Annotated in this window: 17 protein-coding genes; 9 read left to right on the top strand and 8 right to left on the bottom strand. The window is 43.2% G+C overall.

Going from position 1 to position 19,397, the window contains the following annotated elements; all coding sequences use genetic code 11:
• Positions 1–127: 127 nt before the first annotated feature.
• Together BM528_RS05775 and BM528_RS05770 are read right to left on the bottom strand one after the other, a co-directional pair.
• Complete coding sequence (locus BM528_RS05775; RefSeq protein WP_071979065.1) at positions 128–2,404, bottom strand: TonB-dependent receptor; 2,277 nt, start codon at positions 2,402–2,404, stop codon at positions 128–130.
• A 163-nt stretch (positions 2,405–2,567) separates the two neighbouring features.
• The gene (locus BM528_RS05770) at positions 2,568–3,557 is read right to left on the bottom strand and encodes a GlxA family transcriptional regulator (RefSeq protein ID WP_071979064.1); all 990 of its coding nucleotides are present in this window, start codon (positions 3,555–3,557) and stop codon (positions 2,568–2,570) included.
• 137 nt (positions 3,558–3,694) lie between these two features.
• Here BM528_RS05770 and BM528_RS05765 point away from each other — a divergent pair, with 137 nt between their 5' ends.
• The 5 genes from BM528_RS05765 to BM528_RS05745 all read left to right on the top strand — a co-directional run bounded on the left by BM528_RS05765 (position 3,695) and on the right by BM528_RS05745 (position 8,693).
• Complete coding sequence (locus BM528_RS05765; protein WP_071979063.1) at positions 3,695–5,497, top strand: acyl-CoA dehydrogenase; 1,803 nt, start codon at positions 3,695–3,697, stop codon at positions 5,495–5,497.
• 66 nt (positions 5,498–5,563) lie between these two features.
• The gene (locus tag BM528_RS05760; RefSeq protein WP_071979062.1) at positions 5,564–6,571 is read left to right on the top strand and encodes an NADP-dependent oxidoreductase; all 1,008 of its coding nucleotides are present in this window, start codon (positions 5,564–5,566) and stop codon (positions 6,569–6,571) included.
• The gene (locus BM528_RS05755) at positions 6,568–7,335 is read left to right on the top strand and encodes an SDR family NAD(P)-dependent oxidoreductase (RefSeq protein WP_071979061.1); all 768 of its coding nucleotides are present in this window, start codon (positions 6,568–6,570) and stop codon (positions 7,333–7,335) included. Before BM528_RS05760 ends, BM528_RS05755 begins: the two co-directional genes overlap by 4 nt.
• 52 nt (positions 7,336–7,387) lie before the next feature.
• On the top strand, positions 7,388–8,149 hold the full coding sequence (locus BM528_RS05750) for an SDR family oxidoreductase (RefSeq protein WP_071979060.1): 762 nt from the start codon (positions 7,388–7,390) through the stop codon (positions 8,147–8,149).
• Between the two features lie 82 nt (positions 8,150–8,231).
• The gene (locus tag BM528_RS05745) at positions 8,232–8,693 is read left to right on the top strand and encodes a YaiI/YqxD family protein (RefSeq protein ID WP_071979059.1); all 462 of its coding nucleotides are present in this window, start codon (positions 8,232–8,234) and stop codon (positions 8,691–8,693) included.
• 73 nt (positions 8,694–8,766) lie between these two features.
• On the opposite strand, the gene BM528_RS05740 is transcribed toward BM528_RS05745, so the two are convergent.
• The gene (locus BM528_RS05740; protein ID WP_071979058.1) at positions 8,767–9,933 is read right to left on the bottom strand and encodes an iron-containing alcohol dehydrogenase; all 1,167 of its coding nucleotides are present in this window, start codon (positions 9,931–9,933) and stop codon (positions 8,767–8,769) included.
• A gap of 127 nt (positions 9,934–10,060) precedes the next feature.
• On the opposite strand from BM528_RS05740, the gene BM528_RS05735 reads away from it, so the two are divergent.
• Together BM528_RS05735 and BM528_RS05730 are read left to right on the top strand one after the other, a co-directional pair.
• On the top strand, positions 10,061–10,420 hold the full coding sequence (locus BM528_RS05735; RefSeq protein ID WP_071979057.1) for a hypothetical protein: 360 nt from the start codon (positions 10,061–10,063) through the stop codon (positions 10,418–10,420).
• A gap of 167 nt (positions 10,421–10,587) precedes the next feature.
• Positions 10,588–11,604 carry a serine hydrolase domain-containing protein gene (locus tag BM528_RS05730; protein WP_071979056.1) on the top strand — a complete coding sequence of 339 codons (1,017 nt, stop codon included), beginning with the start codon at positions 10,588–10,590 and terminating at the stop codon, positions 11,602–11,604.
• A 36-nt stretch (positions 11,605–11,640) separates the two neighbouring features.
• On the opposite strand, the gene BM528_RS05725 is transcribed toward BM528_RS05730, so the two are convergent.
• The 4 genes from BM528_RS05725 to BM528_RS05705 form a co-directional block, all read right to left on the bottom strand.
• Positions 11,641–12,063: a DUF4019 domain-containing protein gene (locus tag BM528_RS05725; RefSeq protein ID WP_083595216.1), complete on the bottom strand. Its 423-nt coding sequence runs from the start codon at positions 12,061–12,063 to the stop codon at positions 11,641–11,643.
• A gap of 263 nt (positions 12,064–12,326) precedes the next feature.
• Positions 12,327–12,704 (bottom strand): TonB family protein, encoded by a 378-nt coding sequence (locus BM528_RS05720; RefSeq protein ID WP_071979055.1) that lies wholly within the window; start codon positions 12,702–12,704, stop codon positions 12,327–12,329.
• Between the two features lie 467 nt (positions 12,705–13,171).
• Positions 13,172–14,362, bottom strand: a complete 1,191-nt coding sequence (locus BM528_RS05710) for an amino acid aminotransferase (protein ID WP_071979054.1) — start codon at positions 14,360–14,362, stop codon at positions 13,172–13,174.
• 171 nt (positions 14,363–14,533) lie between these two features.
• The gene (locus BM528_RS05705) at positions 14,534–15,316 is read right to left on the bottom strand and encodes an NRDE family protein (protein ID WP_071981180.1); all 783 of its coding nucleotides are present in this window, start codon (positions 15,314–15,316) and stop codon (positions 14,534–14,536) included.
• Between the two features lie 144 nt (positions 15,317–15,460).
• Here BM528_RS05705 and BM528_RS05700 point away from each other — a divergent pair, with 144 nt between their 5' ends.
• A complete protein-coding gene (locus BM528_RS05700; protein WP_083595215.1) occupies positions 15,461–16,099 on the top strand; it encodes a 1-acyl-sn-glycerol-3-phosphate acyltransferase in 639 nt (212 codons plus the stop codon).
• A gap of 99 nt (positions 16,100–16,198) precedes the next feature.
• Positions 16,199–17,446: a cystathionine gamma-synthase family protein gene (locus BM528_RS05695; protein WP_071981178.1), complete on the top strand. Its 1,248-nt coding sequence runs from the start codon at positions 16,199–16,201 to the stop codon at positions 17,444–17,446.
• 72 nt (positions 17,447–17,518) lie between these two features.
• On the opposite strand, the gene BM528_RS05690 is transcribed toward BM528_RS05695, so the two are convergent.
• Positions 17,519–19,348, bottom strand: coding sequence for a fasciclin domain-containing protein (locus BM528_RS05690; protein WP_071979053.1), 1,830 nt, complete (start codon positions 19,346–19,348; stop codon positions 17,519–17,521).
• Positions 19,349–19,397 lie beyond the last annotated feature (49 nt).

Raw genomic sequence — 19,397 nt, 5'->3', positions numbered from 1 at the left:
CTTGGCACTATTGCTATTACAACCGCCCAGTATTTTAACGCCACATAAAAAAACGGTAGCCAACTGGCTACCATTTCTATTCAATACAAAAGCTATTTGTTACAAAAGCTATTTAATAATAAATGGCTTAGTAATACGTGTATTTAAACTCTACACCCCAGATGCGAGGCTGGTTAACAATACCGGTCAGGTTATTGAAGTCGATAGCGCCTTTAACGTTATCTTCGTCAGTAATGTTGCGACCAAATAGGGCTACTGTGTAGTTATGAGCGAAGTTTTCGTAACCTACGCGTAAGCCACCTTCAAAGTTATTGTCGGTAGTAAACTCAACGGCTTCGTATAAGAAGATGTTGGTTTCACCTTGGAATGCCCAGTCGGTAAATACAAAGAACTCACCGTCGTCGCCCATAGGAATGGTGTAGCGAGCAGTGAAGTTAAAGATTGACTCTGGCGCCTGTGGGAACGGATTGCCATCAATAGACGCAACAAAACCATCAGGACGTGGGTCGGTTACTGTACAGTTACCTGTAAAGCCTGAACCTGCGTCTGTGCCACAAGGCGAGATAGTTAGTGAGTCGTCTTTAATTTCTGTGTGATTGTAGCTGTAACCTGCTGTGAAGCTAAGCTCATCAGTAGCAAGCCATTGCGCATCGACTTCAAAACCATACGCTTCACCTTGGTCTGCGTTTACTAGTGCAGTGAAGTTATTTCCACCACCGATAGCAGAGAACTGCATATCGTCAACAGTGTAGTAGAAAGCAGCCGCGTTTAAGCGCAAAGAGTCATCAAGTAGGTCAGACTTAAAACCAATTTCGAATGAATTAATGGTTTCAGCGTCTGCCACAGAAGGTGAGGCTTCAAATGCTACGTCACGACCTTGAATAGTTTGAGCTCTAAAGCCGTTGGCATAACGTGCGAAAACAGACATGTCGTCAGTAATACGGTAGTTTGCGCTTAGCTCGTAGCTTGCTTGGCCGTCACTTACATTAACGTCGTCATAGTCTTGAACGCTAGCAGCGCCAATGACCAACGCAAAGCCGTTTACGTTTTGCTCGCCCACAGCAAGGCTCTTAGAATCGTGTGTGTAGCGAATACCAGCGGTTACATTTAGCTTTTCGTTTACTTGGTAAGAACTTTGACCAAATAGTGCCCAGGTTTGGTTTTCATGGAAAACCGTTGTAGCGCCGAAGAAACCGTCGATACTGGTAACGTTAAAGGATGCATCGTAATAGAAAGCACCTAGTTGCCAGTTCATAGGGTCGTTAGTGTTACTAGAGATACGGAACTCTTGCGTGTATTGCTCAAGGTCGTTCAGCTCGTCTTTAGTTACCGCAGAAAAAGGAATAAAGCCAGGGCCTGATGTGCCGTCTGCATTATTAAAGCCACCATCAATGTCACCAAGGCTTGAACCTTCTGCTGTTTCTAATGCAGAAATAGAGGTGAACGTCACTGTGTCCATGTCATATTCAAGTTTAAGTGATGTACCAAAACCTTCGTATGCTTGTGGGTTGTTATCGATGCCGTCACCTTCAAGGTCACCGTCATAGAATACAGTTTCACGATCGTAGTTAGCGTTTAAGTCGTTGCTACCTTTATCGAAAACGTTAGCGCGGAAAATAGACGCTGTACCTTCAAGGTCGCGACCATGCACGTTTAGTAATGCTGAGAAGTCTGCAGAAGGTTCCCAAAGAAGCTGTAAACGGTATGCTTTTTCGTCATAGCCACCAATTGCATCATCTTCGCCTGTGAATGCGTTATCAATGTAGTCATCGCGGTCTTGCGATAAAACAGATAAACGAGCAGAAAGATCGTCAGTTAAACCACCGCTGAAAGCACCTTCAAAGTTCATTGTACCAAAAGAGCCGAAGCCTGCTTTGGCATAACCTTCAAGGTCTTGAGTAGGCTTAACAGTGTCAAATTTGATAATACCTGCAGTGGTATTACGACCGAACAGTGTGCCTTGTGGACCGCGAAGTACTTCTACTTGTTGAACGTCAAAAAGTGGGAAGCTTTTAAGAACCACGTTTTCCATTACCACTTCGTCCATGATAATAGAAACAGGTTGTGAAGCGGCAAGGTCGAAGTCGGTGTTACCTAAACCACGAATATAAAAACGTGGTGCTACGCGACCATTTGATGATTCAGCGTAAAGACCCGGAACGCGAACAGCTAGTGCAAGAATATCTTCGCCGCCTGAGAAAATGCTTTCGAACTTCTCGCCGCTTAATGTAGCAACAGAAATAGGAACTTCCTGAATAGACTGCGTACGCTTTTGTGCCGTTACAGTAATTTTTTCAAGTGCTGATTCTTTCTTTTCAGTCGTTGTAGTTTCTTGACTAAGTGCAGACGTACTAAAAGCAGCGCTTACCGCTAACGCCAATGAAGCGATTTTATATGAACTCATGTTTTCACCAAGATGATTGTGTCAGTTACTTTGTAGTGTTGTGCGCTTATTGTTTTTTTTGAAATGCGCAGCGGGCGGCAGTTTACCTAAATTTATGGGACAATGCTGTAGTTTTTGACGTTTTTTTGAAGAATTTACGAAAATCGAAGGGGTAAGAAAAACATCAATTTCGTTTGAATTTTGTTCTGTATTGAGAAGGAGAAAGTCCTGTTATTTTTTTGAATAATCGGGTGAACGAACTCAAATCCTCGTATCCCACGGCGTTAATGATTTTTTCTATTGAAAAAGCTGTTGTCTCCAATAATTTGCGGGCTTGTTCTATACGCAAGGCTTGTAAATACTGTATTGGAGTTGTGCCACAGGCTTGTTTAAAACGTCTGTTCAGCGTACGTTCAGTCATATTATGGGTTGTCGCAAGGGTGTTTACCGTAATGCTGTAAGAAAGATTTTCTTCTATGAACGACTGCACTGCCATAATATCTTTATCTGAATGAAAATGTCGCTGCCGGCTGCTTGCATACGCTGTCTGATTGGTTCTTGAAAAATCGAGCACGTGTGATTTTGCGGTATCACTGGCAATTTGATGACCACAGTAACGTTCTATTAGCAAAACAGCGAGATCTATCCAAGCCATACCGCCACCTGCACAATAGATATTATCTTGTTCGGTTACCATTTTATCCGGTTGCAGATCTATTAGATGATAGCGTTGTGAGAATTTATCTGCATAGCCCCAATGTGTAGTAGCGACTTTATTATCGAGTAAACCTGACTCTGCAAGCAAAAACGTTCCGGTACAATTGGCGGCAATATCTGCCCCCACTTTCTGCAATCTTTTTATATGAACTAACTGCGATTGATTTTCGCTTAGGACAGTGTCGATATCACCTCCAATGGTTGGAATTAGGAGGATATCTGTGTGACTGACATCTTCAATGGCAATGTTTGGCGTAAGGGTAAGTTGATTAGAACAGTGAAAGGGAAGGCCATGAGCACTGGCCAGTTGCACTTTAAATTTCTGAGACGTAGGCAGGTTATGAATTCGCTGCCAACTAATACCTGCAAATGCAAATACATCTAAAGCTCCTGTGATGGCAGATGCGAGCGCCTGATTAAATCCAAAAACGGTGACAGTAAAGGGAGCTTCATTCATGTAAATAATACAGCTTATGTTATCTAATTAGTTTTGATGATTGATGGCAGTTATGGCCATTATTGTGTCATTAATGACAATAATGGCATGATAACGAATATGACACAATACGTTAACAATTATTCGTGGAGACGAACATGGCCGATCAAATTATTCCCCGCAGAGAAATGCAATTTCAGTTATACGAAGTGCTAGACACAGAAGCACTTTGCTCAAAGCCGCGCTTTGAAGATCATAACGTTGAGACATTCAATGCTGTTGTCGATATGGCAGAAAAAATGGCAGAAGAACTTTTCTTACCGCATAACGCGCTTGCCGATAAAAATGAGCCTACCTTCGACGGTAAAAAAGTGACCATGATTGACGATGTTAAAGTTGCTTTTGATACCTATCGCGAGTCGGGCTTTATTGCTGGACACTTTGACTATGAAGATGGCGGCATGCAATTACCCGTTACCGTAATGAACGCCTGTGCGGGCTATTTTCTTGCTGCAAACCCATCTACAACATCCTATCCATTTTTAACTGCCGCAGCGGCAAACGTGATAAAGCACTTCGCTTCTGACGATATCAAAAATGCGTTTTTGCCTAAAATGCTTACCGGTGACTTTACCGGCACAATGGCATTAACCGAGCCCCATGCAGGCTCTGCACTAGCCGATATTCGCACCACAGCCAAGCCACAGGAAGATGGTACCTATCGTGTAAAGGGCAGTAAAATTTATATTTCTGGTGGCGAACACGAGCTTTCAGACAACATTGTACATTTGGTACTAGCAAAAATTCCTGGTGGCCCAGCCGGTGTTAAAGGGATATCACTTATTGCAGTGCCTAAGTTCCGATTAGATGCAGAAGGCAACCCGAGTGAGCGAAACGATGTGTCACTCGCTGGCCTAATTCACAAAATGGGCTATCGCGGTACTACATCAACGGCGCTTACCTTTGGCGACAACGACGATTGTCACGGTTACCTTATCGGCGAGCCGCACCAAGGTTTACGTTACATGTTTATGATGATGAACGAAGCGCGAATTGGTGTGGGTTATGGTGCTGCTATGATTGGCTATAGAGGATATCGCTACTCGCTAGACTACGCAAAAGATAGAGCTCAAGGCAGAGCAGCACCAAACCTTGCTCCAGAGGACGACCCTACACCTATTATCAATCATGGCGATGTGCGTCGTATGCTGCTTGCGCAAAAATCTTATTGTGAAGGTGGCATGTCGCTATGTTTATACGGCAGCATGCTGATTGATGAGATGGAAACCGAGCAAGATAAAGATAAGCGCACAGAGTTGTCTCAATTACTCGATTTATTAACACCTGTATTTAAAGCGTGGCCATCTGAATTTGGGCCCAAAGCCAATGATCTTGCTATTCAAGTGCTTGGTGGAGCGGGCTACACCCGAGAGTATCCTGTTGAGCAATGCTGGCGCGATAACCGCCTTAACCCAATTCACGAGGGGACAAACGGCATTCAGGCGCTCGATCTACTTGGTAGAAAGTTGTGGCAACACGACGGCAAAGGGCTTCAAGCACTATTTGCACGAGTTACTGCAGACATGAAGCGGGCTGAGACTCCTCGTGCACAGGCTCTCGCGGGCAAACTTAAGCCCTATTTAGACAAATTGGGTGCACTTATTCAGCAGGCGGGGGCAGATTTACGTTCAGACAAACAGAGTGTGCTTTTAACTAACGCAAGCTGTTTCCTTAATGTGTTTTCTAGCTGTGTGGTGAGCTGGATATGGTTACGTCAGGCTAATGTTGCCGAGCAAGCTCTGGTTCAAGGAGCAACAGGGCAAGATGTCGACTTTTATGAAGGTAAACTTGCGGCAGCCGAGTATTTTCTTAACTGGGAATTACCGTTAGTCCAAAGAGACATTGAAGTATTGTCGTCTCAAGATACAACGTGCGACAGCGTAAAAGCGTCCTATTTTTAGGGCTGTGGCCTTAGCTCCACCGCTTAGTAGGACGAGAAAACGTAATTCACAAAAGAGAACAAATTTATGGAATATAAACAATGGCAGTTGGCCAAACGTCCGGTTGGCGAGCCAACCAGTGAGAATTGGCATTTTGCAACGGTCACTTTGCCCGTTGTAGAGCAAGGTCAAATAGCGGTAAAAATCAAATATATTTCGTTAGACCCTGCCATGCGTGGCTGGATGAATGACGGTAAAAGCTATATTGAGCCAGTTCAAATTGGTGAAGTAATGCGCGCCGGTACTGTAGGGGAAGTTATCGAATCAAAATCTTCTCAATTTGCAGTGGGCGACCACGTTTACGGCCATTTCGGCGTGCAAGAATACGCAGTGGTAAGCGAAGAGGGCGTGCATAAAGTTGATCCTAACTTAGCACCACTTGAACGCTATTTGGGCGTATTAGGCATGCCGGGAATGACGGCTTACTTCGGATTGTTAAAAACAGGACTTCCTCAACCGGGCGAAACCGTTGTTGTTTCTGGCGCAGCAGGTGCAGTAGGTACTGTGGTTGGACAAATCGCCAAAATAAAAGGCTGTCGCGTTGTAGGGATCGCAGGTGGAAAAGACAAATGCGATTACCTAACTAACGAATTAGGCTTTGATGCTGCGGTAGATTACAAAGCCGATGATTTACCCAAAGCCTTAAAAGCGGCATGCCCCAAGGGCATTGATGTGTACTTTGATAATGTGGGGGGCGACATTCTCGATGTGGTGCTAACTCGTATTAACATTCGTGCTCGCATAGTTATTTGCGGTGCAATTAGTCAATACAACAATACCACACCAGTAAAAGGCCCTTCGAACTACTTGTCACTGCTTGTTAACAGAGCTCGCATGGAGGGAATTGTGGTATTCGATAATGTAAAAGAGTACCCAATAGCAGCGAATGACATGGCAACGTGGATAGGCGAAGGAAAGCTTAAGGCAAAGGAGCACGTTGAAGTAGGTTTAGAAAACTTCCCTGACACATTAATGATGCTGTTTAAGGGAGAGAACTTCGGAAAACTCGTATTAAAAGTGGAGCACAACGCATGAACGTAGCGGCTAATGTACAAGGTAAGCATATTCTCATCACTGGCGGTGGCTCCGGCATAGGCGCAGCGTCTGCAAAAGTGCTGTGTGAGCGCGGTGCACTGGTTGGTGTTGCAGACTTAAATGAAGAAAACGCTAAAGCACTTGTTGAGACGTTAACCAATGCAGGCGGTAAAGCATATTCGGTTGCGGTTGATGTGACAGACCCAGAACAAGTGAAAGCCATGTTCGATACTGCATATTCCCATCAAGAAAAAGTAGATGTAGTTATTAACAATGCCGGTATTGACCACTTTCCAGCACCGCTTACCGAAGTGGACGACGCTATGTTTATGAAAAACATTCAGGTAAACCTTGCCGGTGTCTGGTACTGCATGAAGAATGCACTTAAACACATGAGTGCAAATGGTGGTGGTCATATAATTAATATTGCTTCGGTGGCAGGTCTGCGCTCTGCACCTATGATCAGTGCCTACAGTGCGTCAAAACATGGTGTCATCGGTCTTACTAAATCTGCGGCGGTGGAATATGCAAGAGCGAATATTCGCATTAACGCGGTGTGCCCAAGTTTTGTTGATACACCTATGGTGCAAGGGGTGTTGTCAAAGTTAGATGAACGTGGCCAGAAAGGCTTGGTTGGCGCTAACCCAATGAAACGTTTAGGCAAGCCTGAAGAAATAGCCAATGCTATTGCATGGTTGTGTAGCGAAGAGTCTTCGTTTATGACCGGTCAATCTGTTGTGCTTGATGGCGGTATGTTGGCTTAAAAATTAATACAGAAAAAATACAGCACAGAATGTAAAAATAAGGATTATAACAATGAAAGATTTGTTCGATTTAACTGGAAAAGTGGCACTTGTTACAGGTGCAAGTCGTGGTATTGGTGAGTCTATTGCCCGCTTACTGGCGCAGTACGGCGCACATGTTATCGTTTCAAGCCGAAAAATAGATGGCTGTGAAGCGGTTGCTTCATCTATCCGAGATGCAGGTGGCAAGGCGACTGCACTAGCTTGCCATGTAGGGGAGATGGATCAAATTACTAACGCGTTTGCCACTATTAAGCAAGATTTTGGAAAACTAGACATACTGGTAAACAACGCTGCTGCAAACCCCTATTTTGGTCACATACTCGATACTGACTTAGGCGCATACAATAAAACGGTAGATGTTAATATTCGTGGCTACTTTTTCATGTCTATTGAAGCGGGCAAAATGATGAAAGAGCAGGGCGGCGGTGTAATTTTAAATACCGCATCGGTGAATGGTGTAACGCCAGGCGACATGCAGGGTATTTACTCAATTACCAAAGCAGCAGTGATTAGTATGACTAAGTCGTTTGCTAAAGAATGCGGTAGCTTAAACATACGTGTTAATGCTCTACTACCAGGCTTAACAGATACCAAGTTTGCATCTGCACTAACAACAAATGAGCAAATTTTAAAACATGCGCTTAAAGTAATTCCGCTTGGAAGAGTGGCAGATCCTGACGAGATGGCAGGCACGGTGCTATATCTTGTTTCTGATGCGTCTAGTTATACTACAGGCACGACAGTAGTGGTTGATGGTGGTATGCTTGCGTAAAATTGTTGTACGCGTGCGTAGCTCAACGTCATGCACGAATTAGTACAATAGCGCAAGTTAGAACCACGTTAGAGAGAAAATTATGCATATATGGGTAGACGCAGATGCGTGTCCCGGTGCAATAAAAGAAATACTTTTTAAGGCAGCCCGACGCACAGGTCTGCCTTTATCTTTAGTTGCCAACCATTCTATGTCTGTTCCGCCAGACAAGCACATAACTCTTACCGTTGTTCCCTCAGGATTTGACGCGGCAGATGATTACATTGTCGAAAAAATTGAAGCGGGAGACTTGGCCATCACCAACGATATACCGTTAGCGGCAGATATACTCGCAAAAGGTGCAAGTGCGCTTAATACTCGCGGTGATGAATTTGATAAGTCGTCAATTCGCGCGGCACTCACCATGCGAGACTTTATGGAGACTATGCGCTCAAGTGGAGAACACACAGGCGGGCCCAAAGCATTTTCCCAACGAGATAAACAGAATTTTGCTAACGCCCTCGACAGACTGCTTATGCAGGGTATAAGAGCGGCAAAAAACTAGCTTTAATCGACTTATCTACAATGTGCTTGCAACCTTTGTTTAGCGTCAGCATGAACGTGCTACACAGCAGCCGCTATGCATAAGCATCTCGATAAAGTTGCACGAGCTCTTCATGTGCAGGTACTTTAGGGTTGTTACCCGGTGAGCCAGAAGCTATGGCTTGCGTAGCCATCAATTCGATAATGTCATCATAAGGCGCCTTTTGTATACCAAACGAAGACATAGTAGGTACGTCTAGCTCTTGATTTAGATGGTGCAAAAATTCAATAAGTCTCTCATGGGAGTCAGCAATGTTGGTTATGTTGCTCTCGTCAACTAAACCAAGATAGTGGGCCACCTCGGCATATTTTTCTGAGTTACCTGTTAATGAGTACTGAGTAACCAGTGGTAGAAGCATAGCGTTACTCATGCCATGAGGTACGTGAAAATGTACGCCTAAAGGCCTGCTCATGCCATGCACTAATGCTACCGACGCATTTGAAAATGCGAGACCTGCCAAACTTGCACCTAGCATCATAGCCTCTTTGGCTGCTTTATCTTGTGGTGTTTTACAGGCTTTTATAATATTGGGAGCTATTAACCGCATAGCGGCAATAGCCTGCTGGTCGCTAAAGGGGTTTGATTTTTTACTAACGTAAGCCTCAATAGCATGGGTTAAAGCGTCTAACCCCGTATCTGCTGCTACACGATAGGGAACAGATAGCGTGAGTTCATAATCTAAAATGGCCGCCTTCGGCATTAAGCCTGGCCCCATACAAAGCATCTTTTCTGCCGACTGAGAATCGCTTATTACGGTAACGCGCGTGCATTCTGAACCTGTACCGGCAGTGGTGGGAATGGCAATAATAGGAATGCTTTGCTGTGTTACTACTTGGGGGACTTTATAGTCGCGCATTTGCCCCCCGTGGCTCGCTAATAATGCAATAGCTTTTGCACTATCAATAGCGCTACCACCTCCAAGAGCAATAAGGCCGTCGCACTGACTTTGTTTAACCAGAGACACTGCGCCGTTTATCGATTTATTATCTGGCTCTGGCATTACATCGCTGAAGACCTCGATGTTGCTGGCATAGGATGCTAGCATTGAAGTGATACTTTCAACTTTTCCCAACGATACCATTACAGGATCTGCAATAATGCAAGGGCTTTTTATTCCCAAAGTAAGAAGCATATCTTGAAGCTCTGATATCGCTCCTCCACCAACTTTCATAATGCTGGTTAAATGAATATCTACTGCCATGATTGTCTACTTAAAATTGTTTTTTAATATATTATTAACAGTAACATAACAATTGTGTGTAATGCACTTAAGACTTGTTACGGCTGGCTATTTTAACGATGTAAAAAGTCAATAAAGGAGAGAAAGAATGGAACATTCTGAGAGCGTATTTCTATCCCTAAAACATATTCTTGTTCCTTACGCTTGTGGTTTAGTCGTTGTTACAGATGAGCCTGATCATTTTTATATAAACACTCATCACGTTATGCCAAACAACCAACCCATGTATTTTGGGTCATGCAAGATAGGCAAGCGCTACGTGAGCTACCATCTCATGCCAGTGTATGTGTTTCCTGAGTTGCTAGAAGATATTTCGCCCGTCCTTAAAAAGCGCATGCAGGGTAAATCTTGTTTTAATTTTACTAAAGTAGATACCGAGCTTTTTGATGAACTGAAAACGCTTACTCAAGCGGGTTACAAAGCGTACGAAAAAGCTGGCTATTTATAGCGCGTTAATAGAGCAAAATGTGTGACGATTAAATGAAACCCTCCATAAAAGTAGACTCAAAAGTAGTCGTTGATATAAATTGTCTTTCATAAGGTGACTTAGCTGTTACTGTAGGACTTCATACTTTCAGCCTGCTCAGTTTATCGAGCTAAGAAAATAGTAAAATAATGAAACCGCGTAACATTAATATTCTAAGAGCAATGGCCGTGCTGGTTACCTTGACCAGTATTTATCTTTTTGCGCCTTGGCAATATGGTTTGTACTACTTAAAACCTTTACCTAGCACGCTCCAACAGGAGTTAGATCAATTTATTGACGAGGGTATCGACGGTGTAGTCGTCTACGTTGATAGAAAAGATCATGAACCAGTTTTTTATACCAGTGGCCATATAAACCGCGATACGCCAACACCAATTCACCCCGATGCATTATTTAAAATTGCCAGTATCGCAAAACTGTACGACGCAGCTGCAATTATAAAATTGGTTGGCGAGGGCAGAGTGAAACTCGGCGGATATTTATCAGACTATTTACCTGAAACAAGAGGTCGTATAGCCAACGCTGATCAAATTACAGTTCAAATGTTGCTTCAACATCGAAGTGGTATTCCAAATTTTACAGATCACGAACTTTTTCACTGGGGCGAGTTAGAAATCGACGTTATCGACCTAATTTACGACCAGCCAGCTAACTTTAAACCCGGCATCGATTACCAATACTCAAATAGCAATTACTTTCTTCTGCAAAAAATAATAGCCCAGATAACGGGAGCGCCACATGGTGAGTATATAAAGCGCACGCTACTAAAGCCTTTAGGGCTATCGAACACTTACTTTTCGACAAATGAGGTTGATAAAAAACACTTAGTTAGCGGTTATCACCTTGGCTATGATGACGACTTACGTCATTTAGAGCACGGTTATGTTTCTACGGCGAAAGAGGTGGCAATATTTATAAGAGCGTTGAACGAGGGTACATTTTTCAGTGATTATGAAGCTCAACTCTATAGTGCGAATTATCAATATGGCCACACGGGATGGGTGCTTGGCTATCAAAGCGTGGCACGATATTTCGAACAAGAGGATATGGTTGTTGTTCAATTTGTTAGCACCACAGGTAACGATTTAGCTATTCTAAACAATATCCTCTACGAACGAGTAATAGAAATTATTCGCTCCATTTAGCTAAATAGAGCGAGAGCAGAGTGTATATTTAATGGCCTATCTAATAAAGTAGCCGATAGGCAACCAGGTCTCTTCCGTTTTGCTCAGAGTAAGTGTTTCAGTGACGTTCTTTTTATTTTTAAAGTCAGTTTGAAACTGAATGATCAAATACTCGCCGTCGTCTACGCCGGGTAGGGAAGAATACGCTTTTGATGACAGTTTAATGCGGGAGACTACAGCACCTAATGGCGAGCGCGCTTTGGTTAGGGCAGCATCCCAATTAGCTTGAGAAAGTTGAGACTGAAAAAAAGGGGCTGCTTTTTCCCAGCTTTCGGAGTAATTGCCCGCATCTATAACTTGCAGCCAAGTTTTTGCATGAGAAATTGCAAGAGATTCAGGCTGTGAATTTGTCTGCGATGCGAAAGCAAATAATTGAAAGCTAAAAAGAGTAAGTGCTATTGATAAAAGTGTTATTTTCATTGCGTTAAATTCCATTTTTACTATACAAAACAGATACGAATTCAAGTTGGTGGTATGCCATAAATGCATTCTTGATGTGAGTTATTTGCGCAACCTCATCCCTGAATTACGTTACTAATATCCACCCGCCGTTTATGGGGGTAGACGGCTATGATAGTAAACAAAAAGCGTTTAAAACTTCAACTCTTTAGTAGAAAGTTTTGACCTTTTTTACTCCTTTTTCGCGGGGCCTTGTGAGAGAGGAGAGCGGACTTACCGATGTGTTATTCGCTGATACCAAAATGAAATTGTGTTGTCGTATACACAGGGTTTCTACTGGTGTTCGAATCTGAGGGTTGATAATTCATATGTTTGACAGCTTTAAGCCCTTGGTCATCCCAAACGCCTTCAGGTACCGATTCTACTATTTTTGGGTTAAATACCTCGCCGTTAGAATCAATCAAATACCTAACCTTTACATGGCCTTTGGGTCGCTTTGCTACATTCATTGGCGATGAGAAACTAAAAGATTGTGATTTCATCTTCCAATATTGATTTAGATTTTCGGATTGAACTTCCACAGCCTTTGCCGAAAGGTTTGGCGTTGAAGCGCAGCCAAAAAGCAGTGTAGCAACAACAATAATTACAATAACATTTTTCATTAATATCCTTATTTTCAAATCTTAAGTTTTAAAGAACCTCGATAACGTATAACGCCTCAATCAGCCGACGCGTTAGCGGTCGGCTGGATTGATTTGTGTACGCCCAGCATGGGCATGAACTAATGAGGTGAAAGTCCTCTGTAGGAAGATCACCGTTGTTTAACACACTGTTATTCAACGCGAACTACTAGCACTACCTGGGTTGGTTCAGGTTTATGGATAATCCAGAAAACCTTAACGAAAACAGGCTCTTTTCGATTCAACAACAGTTAATCCGAACATAGCCTTTTCAAAACTATAAAAGGGCTATGTGGCAAGTGAAATTCACATAGGCATCATTTAGTTTGGTATGGTCAAGCTATGGGCGAGGGGTTATGAGATAAAAAAAGCCGCGGCGTTGTTGAACGCGGCGGCATTTCATTTAGCTTAAACTGTAGTTAATACGGTTATGCTTAATTAGCCTTGGGCTATAGAACAGAAACCAATGCTTTTGCTAAGGTTTCAACATTGTTTTTGTTGATTCCAGCAATGTTTACCCGGCTTGAATCAACAAAGTACACGCTATGTTTCTCTCTCACTTCACGTACTTGCTCAGGGGTAATACATAAGAAAGAGAACATACCTTTTTGGTTGTTTACAAAGCTAAAATCTTTAGGCGAGCCATTGTCATGAAGATTCTTCACTAGCAATTCACGTAGTGTCTTCATACGGTCGCGCATTTCGTTAACCTCAGACACCCATTCATTGTTAAGGGCTTCGTCAGATAAAATTAAGTCTACCAATGCACCGCCGTAGCTTGGTGGCATAGAGTATATTGCGCGTGCAATAGATTGAATTTGCCCTTGAGCTATCTTACGGGTTGCCGTGTCTTGCGTAATAATAGCGGCTAAACCAACACGTTCGCGATATAAACCGAAGTTTTTAGAACATGAAGCAGCAACAATCACTTCTGGAAGATTTTCAACCAAAAGGCGCATACCGTACGCATCTTCTTCTAACCCTTCGCCAAAGCCTAAATACGCTACGTCGATGAAAGGTAAAAATTCGCGTTCTTTAGCAACAGCTAATACTTCGTCCCACTGTGCATTAGTTAGGTCTGCACCCGTTGGGTTATGGCAGCAACCATGCAATAACACAATGTCGCCTTTTTTAACTTGGCGAAGCGTGTCCATCATGGCGTCAAAGCGGATGCCAGCAGAGGCTTTATCAAAATAGGGGTAGGTTTCAATTTCAAGGCCAGCAGAACCAATAAGTGGAATGTGGTTTGCCCAAGTAGGATCACTTACCCATACCTTCGCATTATCATTACAACGTACTAAAAGCTCTGAAAGAATACGAAGTGCGCCGCAACCGCCTGGTGCTTGCACAGCAGCTACGCGATCTGCAAGAAGTACTGGGCTATTTTTTCCAAGTAGTAGCGATAACATGCCATCAATAAAGCCCTGATTACCCTGAGGCGTAATGTATGTCTTGCTGGTTTCACGCTCTAGCAGCAGCTTCTGTGCTTTTGCAACACTTGAAAGAATAGGGGTATTACCTTGCTCGTCTTTATAAACGCCAACACCTAAATCTATTTTATTTGGGTTGGTGTCTTCTTTATAAGCAGCAGAAAGGCCAAGAATTGGATCTGGGGCAAGATAGGGTAATACTTCAAACACGATATATCCTCACTATGGTGTGCAAATGGTGGTTTGCAGATAATAATACGCAAATAATAGCAGGCACGCATTATGCCATTGATGATAGAAAAAACGACACCTATTCGCAGAAAATATCTCAAATTCTTTATGAAATTTTGTAAACAGCGAAAGAGTTATTCTACAAACTAGTTAAATTGTGAATAAAAACTCTCGAGTTTGTGTAATTTCTCCGTCTTCAGAAAAGGAACGTTCTTTAAAGGTCAGCTCGCCGTTTGTGTCAACAAGCACTATGGTAGATGTTCGCGTGCCGTATTCCTTTATATTGATAAATATGGAAGAAAGCGCTTTTTCCCACTCATAACCAATACCTGTATCCGGTAATTTTTCATCCTCTGCTTTATTCTCTTGTCTTAGCAGTGAGAATAAATCTTCTGTGTTGATAGTGTTGTGCTGCGCAACGTAATGATTTAGTGCAGACACCCCTTGAGTAACTTTAGGCCAAGGGGTAATGATGTCGGCGTTCGATAGGCCAAATACGCCTCTATCAATACTATGCTCGCTATTATTCACATTGTTATAAACACACAGCGATTGGGCATCACCAAATACTAAATTGTATCCGCTGTAGTTGTTTCGCGAGTGTTTTAATGCATCTAAATACTGGTCTGAGGTAAGGGGGGTATTCTCCAATGTATTACTTTTTAGCCAGTGTGTTACCAACTCACCACGAGAGACGGCATTAGAACGAACTGCATTAGGCGAGCGCACGTTGGTAATAGCCGCTATTCTGCCTTCCCGAGTTACTCCCATCCAGGTGCCGTTTGCCTCAAGATCTTTCCCGCCCAGTAAAAACGGAGCATCTGGCCAATAGTCTGCTGGTAAGGTGGGGCGTGCGTAAAACTCGTCCCTATTGGCCGCAATAATCAGTGGGTATTGCGGGTGTTTGTGCCGTGCAATAAATAAAATACACATTAGAAAACCCTTATCTTTAATCACAACCACAACAGTGCTTTGCACTACAATACTCACGTTTTACGCGTGCGAATGCTACGACCATGGAATTGCGATTTACTTTTCTCTATTCTTAACATATTGGGCAGTATGAGAATAATAAAAATGAATAGTAATTACCCTTATGATAAAGCTGGCTTAGAAATAGGTGATATGCAAATAGATAAGCATGTTCCGAGAAAGTGGCCGCATTGGTTGTCGTCCTTCGCAGCATTTATATTAACAAAGCGGGGCTGGCGTGTTGAAGGCGCTTTTATAAATCAAAAAAAAGCGATACTTGCTGTGGCTCCCCATACATCAAACTGGGATTTTTTCATCGGCGTATTTGTGCTTTTTTCCTTAAGATTGAAATTAAATTTTTTTGGCAAACACACCATTTTTGTTCAGCCACTTGGTTATATCGTGAGAAAACTAGGTGGTATTCCTATTAAACGCAGTAAAGCACATGGCGTGGTAACCAGTATTGTTGAAAAGATTAAAAGTGCAGACGAGCTTTTATTAGCGTTAGCGCCAGAAGGTACACGCAGCGCGATATTTCCCTGGAAAACGGGTTTTTTACATATCGCCAAAGCGGCTAACGTTCCCATTCAGCTGATTTCGCTAGATTTTAAAACAAAAAGAATTTGTTTTGGGCCAGTAATTGAAAAGGTCGAGGACGTCGATGAACAAATGCAAACAATTTATGCATTTTATGATAATGTTTGCCCAAAATACCCAGACAAATGCATAACACGGTCTCTTTAGCAGTATACGAGTAGTTTTTTAAAGCGACTACCTGCTGTGGCCTTGCTGAGGCAAGGTAGAGTTACCTGCAAAGTAAATTTTAACACCGGAGTTTCACCCGTGACAAAACAGGGATTCACTACCCGACAGGTCCATGCCGACCGCAGGCTCAATACCCCAGAACATGGCGGCGTTCATACCAGCACATCAAATTCTGTACTGTTTGAGTTTAAAGACGCCCAAGGCATTATCGACGCCTTTCAGGGTAAGCGCGCTGCCCATGTCTATTCTCGCTCTTCTTCACCTTCTGTAGCGGCGCTGCAAAATATGCTTAACGAATTAGAGGGTGGAGTGGGTACCCTGTGTTTTAGCACTGGCATGTCGGCAATAAGCAGTACATTGTTTGCGCTGTTAAAGGCGGGTGATCACCTTATTGTTAGTCAATATTTGTTTGGCAATACGCGTAGCTTTTTTGAGACGTTAAAAGATTTTGGTATTCACGTTACGTATACAGATGTTACCGATATTGAACAAGTTGTAGAGGCGTATCAGCCAAATACCAAAGGTGTCTATACTGAAACGGTGGCTAACCCTGTTACCCAGGTTGCAGACCTCCATGCAATAGGACAGTTTTGTGAAGAGAAACACATTCTCTTCATGGTTGATAATACCATGACGCCTCCGCCGCTTTGTTATGCTAAAGAATTCAAGGCGTCTCTTATATTCTGTTCTTTAACCAAATACATTGCAGGTCACGGAAATGTACTTGGCGGTGCGGTTACCGATACCGGCAGTTTTAATTGGGAGAAATACAGCAATATCAAACCTGCGTACCAGGTTGCTGATAAAGCGCAATGGGGAATAACTCAAATAAAGAAAAAAGGGTTGCGCGACTTAGGTGCTACCCTTGCGCCAGAGTCTGCCACTGCAATTGCTGTGGGTATGGAAACGTTAGGGCTTAGAATTCAACGTAGCCAACATAATGCCTTGAAGCTTGCCACGTTTTTAGATAATCACCCGGGTGTGTCTCAGGTGTTTTACCCTGGGCTGGCCGACCATCCACAACACTTTATGGCGCGCGAACAGTTAACGAGTGGATATGGCGCTATTTTAAGTTTTAATTTGGTCGATGGGGTCGACCCCGTTTCCTTTTTAAATGAAATGGAGCTAGTAATTTGTGCCACGCATTTGGGTGATAATAGAACACTGGCGTTGCCGGTGGCCCCTACTATTTACTTTGAAAATACCGCTGAAGAACGTGAGAAGATGGGTGTATCGGACAACATGCTTCGTATCTCAGTAGGTATTGAAGACACCGATGATCTCATTGCTGATTTCAGAAATGCGCTACATGCAGTAGCTAGCTAGTAGTCAGGCAACACAACACATAAAAAAGGGGGAGCAATGCGTCCCCCTTTTTTGCGTTATGGTAACGTATTGCTAGTTCAACGTTTCGGTAATAACACTCTCTATGATATGAAGTGTTCCGTTTGATGCTTTGATATCGGTCGTAGTTACTATTGCACTTTCAACCACCAATGCTGTTTGTGGCAGAGTGACGTTTGACCACACATCATTTACACCATCACCCGAGTTTTCACCCGCTGCACTGTCATTAGCAAAGAAATAAAGTGGGCGACCCTGAAATGTTGCTTGCATACTGCCGTCGTTACGCTCTACCGATGAAAGGCCTGGCGTTCCTGAAGCGTTTGCGTCGGTTACCAAAAGCGGCATCCAAGTATCTGCACATGCATCGTTACAGTTACTGGTTGCACTGCCAAGGTCATTGTCAAAGGTATAAAGTGTAAAACCTGCATTGTCACTGCCCGCACCGCCTACTAAGCGACCGTTTGCAACATCGTAAGCTACTTCGTCGTCTTGCGTATTTTCACCCTGCGTAAAGTTTATAATGTCTACCGCAACATCTTCGCCAGATACTGTATCTACCGCAGTTCCATTTGCAGCAAATGCATCTACCGCGCCTACTTCTGCGTCAGCAATTACGTGTTGAAGCAAAACTTGTGATAATGCGTCGGTATCCGCGAGCAAACCACTTAGTGCAGTATCTTCTATTTTGTCGAATGCAGTGTTGGTTGGAGCGAAAACGGTAAAAGTTGCCGTCTCATCATCTAATGTATCAACTAAATCTGCGGCACTTAACGCTGCAACAAGTGTCGAGAAATCATCGTTGCCCGCAGCAATATCCGCGATAGTTTGCGAACTTGCATCGGTTACTTCAATTGGAAGTATTACTTGGTCTACAACGTGAATTACTCCGTTGTCAGCCATAATATCTGTTTGAGATACTAGTGATGAATTAACGTAAAGGTCAGATCCTGATAGCGACAAAGCTACATCGCTTCCATTTACTGTTTCTACTTTATTCTCTGATGATTGAGCTATTTGAACCGCACCGTCTTGAAGTACTGTTGCACCCTGAACCACGTGGTAGGTGAGCACTTCTGTTAATGCATCAGCGTCTTGCGCAAGTGCGTCTAAGGTAGCATCATCAACAGCATCAAATGCTGCGTTTGATGGTGCAAAAACAGTAAATTCCGTTGAAGTATCAGCAAGGGTTGTGTCTAAACCAGTCGACTGCAATAGCTCAACTAGCGTTGAAAAGTTTTCGTTTCCTGCTGCAACATCGACAATCGACATCGGTGGAGTAGGTAATTCAACATCGCCCACAATAACCGTGTCGATTACGTGAATAATACCGTTGCTGGCTTGTATGTTTGATACAACTACGTTAGCGCCGCCAACGGTCAACGAATCTGTTTCTTCGTTAATCAAAATTGGTATAGATGCGCCTGAAACAGTTTCTAAACTGGTGCCGTTTAGAGAAAACGCGGTCACACTATCCGCTTCTACGTCAGCCACTACGTGCTGTAGCAATACAGAACTAAGTGCTTCTGTATCTTCCAACAAAGCAGCTAGTGTGCCCTCATCAATCATATCAAACGCATCGTTTGTTGGTGCAAAAACGGTAAACGTTGCATCTGGATCATCAAGAGTACTTACTAAATCAGCCTCGGTTAAAGCCGCTACCAATGTAGAAAATTGGTCATCTCCAGCAGCGACTTCAGCAATCGTACTATCCGAGGCGTCAACAAACTCAGGCGGCATTAAAACAGCGTCAATAACATGAATTATGCCGTTGTCAGTTTGTATATCGGTCATTGTCACTGTAGCAGTGTTTACTAAGGCGTGTTGATCTTTCGTGATTAGTTTTTGAACAGCATGGTAAAGAGTTATAATTTGCTTCGCCAAAAGTAAAAGAACAACTCACTACAATGCCTAAATGATTGTTTGTATAACT

It is taken from the genome of Alteromonas sp. RW2A1 (assembly GCF_001886475.1).
GTDB lineage: Bacteria > Pseudomonadota > Gammaproteobacteria > Enterobacterales > Alteromonadaceae > Alteromonas > Alteromonas hispanica.
This window is presented reverse-complemented; position numbering and strand designations above follow the sequence as displayed.

Bases quoted from the DNA above. Each gene is read 5' to 3' on its own strand.
- BM528_RS05775 (WP_071979065.1), bottom strand. From the start codon at position 2,404: ATGAGTTCATATAAAATCGCTTCATTGGCGTTAGCGGTAAGCGCTGCT.
- BM528_RS05770 (WP_071979064.1), bottom strand. From the start codon at position 3,557: ATGAATGAAGCTCCCTTTACTGTCACCGTTTTTGGATTTAATCAGGCG.
- BM528_RS05765 (WP_071979063.1), top strand. From the start codon at position 3,695: ATGGCCGATCAAATTATTCCCCGCAGAGAAATGCAATTTCAGTTATAC.
- BM528_RS05760 (WP_071979062.1), top strand. From the start codon at position 5,564: ATGGAATATAAACAATGGCAGTTGGCCAAACGTCCGGTTGGCGAGCCA.
- BM528_RS05755 (WP_071979061.1), top strand. From the start codon at position 6,568: ATGAACGTAGCGGCTAATGTACAAGGTAAGCATATTCTCATCACTGGC.
- BM528_RS05750 (WP_071979060.1), top strand. From the start codon at position 7,388: ATGAAAGATTTGTTCGATTTAACTGGAAAAGTGGCACTTGTTACAGGT.
- BM528_RS05745 (WP_071979059.1), top strand. From the start codon at position 8,232: ATGCATATATGGGTAGACGCAGATGCGTGTCCCGGTGCAATAAAAGAA.
- BM528_RS05740 (WP_071979058.1), bottom strand. From the start codon at position 9,933: ATGGCAGTAGATATTCATTTAACCAGCATTATGAAAGTTGGTGGAGGA.
- BM528_RS05735 (WP_071979057.1), top strand. From the start codon at position 10,061: ATGGAACATTCTGAGAGCGTATTTCTATCCCTAAAACATATTCTTGTT.
- BM528_RS05730 (WP_071979056.1), top strand. From the start codon at position 10,588: ATGAAACCGCGTAACATTAATATTCTAAGAGCAATGGCCGTGCTGGTT.
- BM528_RS05725 (WP_083595216.1), bottom strand. From the start codon at position 12,063: ATGAAAATAACACTTTTATCAATAGCACTTACTCTTTTTAGCTTTCAA.
- BM528_RS05720 (WP_071979055.1), bottom strand. From the start codon at position 12,704: ATGAAAAATGTTATTGTAATTATTGTTGTTGCTACACTGCTTTTTGGC.
- BM528_RS05705 (WP_071981180.1), bottom strand. From the start codon at position 15,316: ATGTGTATTTTATTTATTGCACGGCACAAACACCCGCAATACCCACTG.
- BM528_RS05700 (WP_083595215.1), top strand. From the start codon at position 15,461: ATGAATAGTAATTACCCTTATGATAAAGCTGGCTTAGAAATAGGTGAT.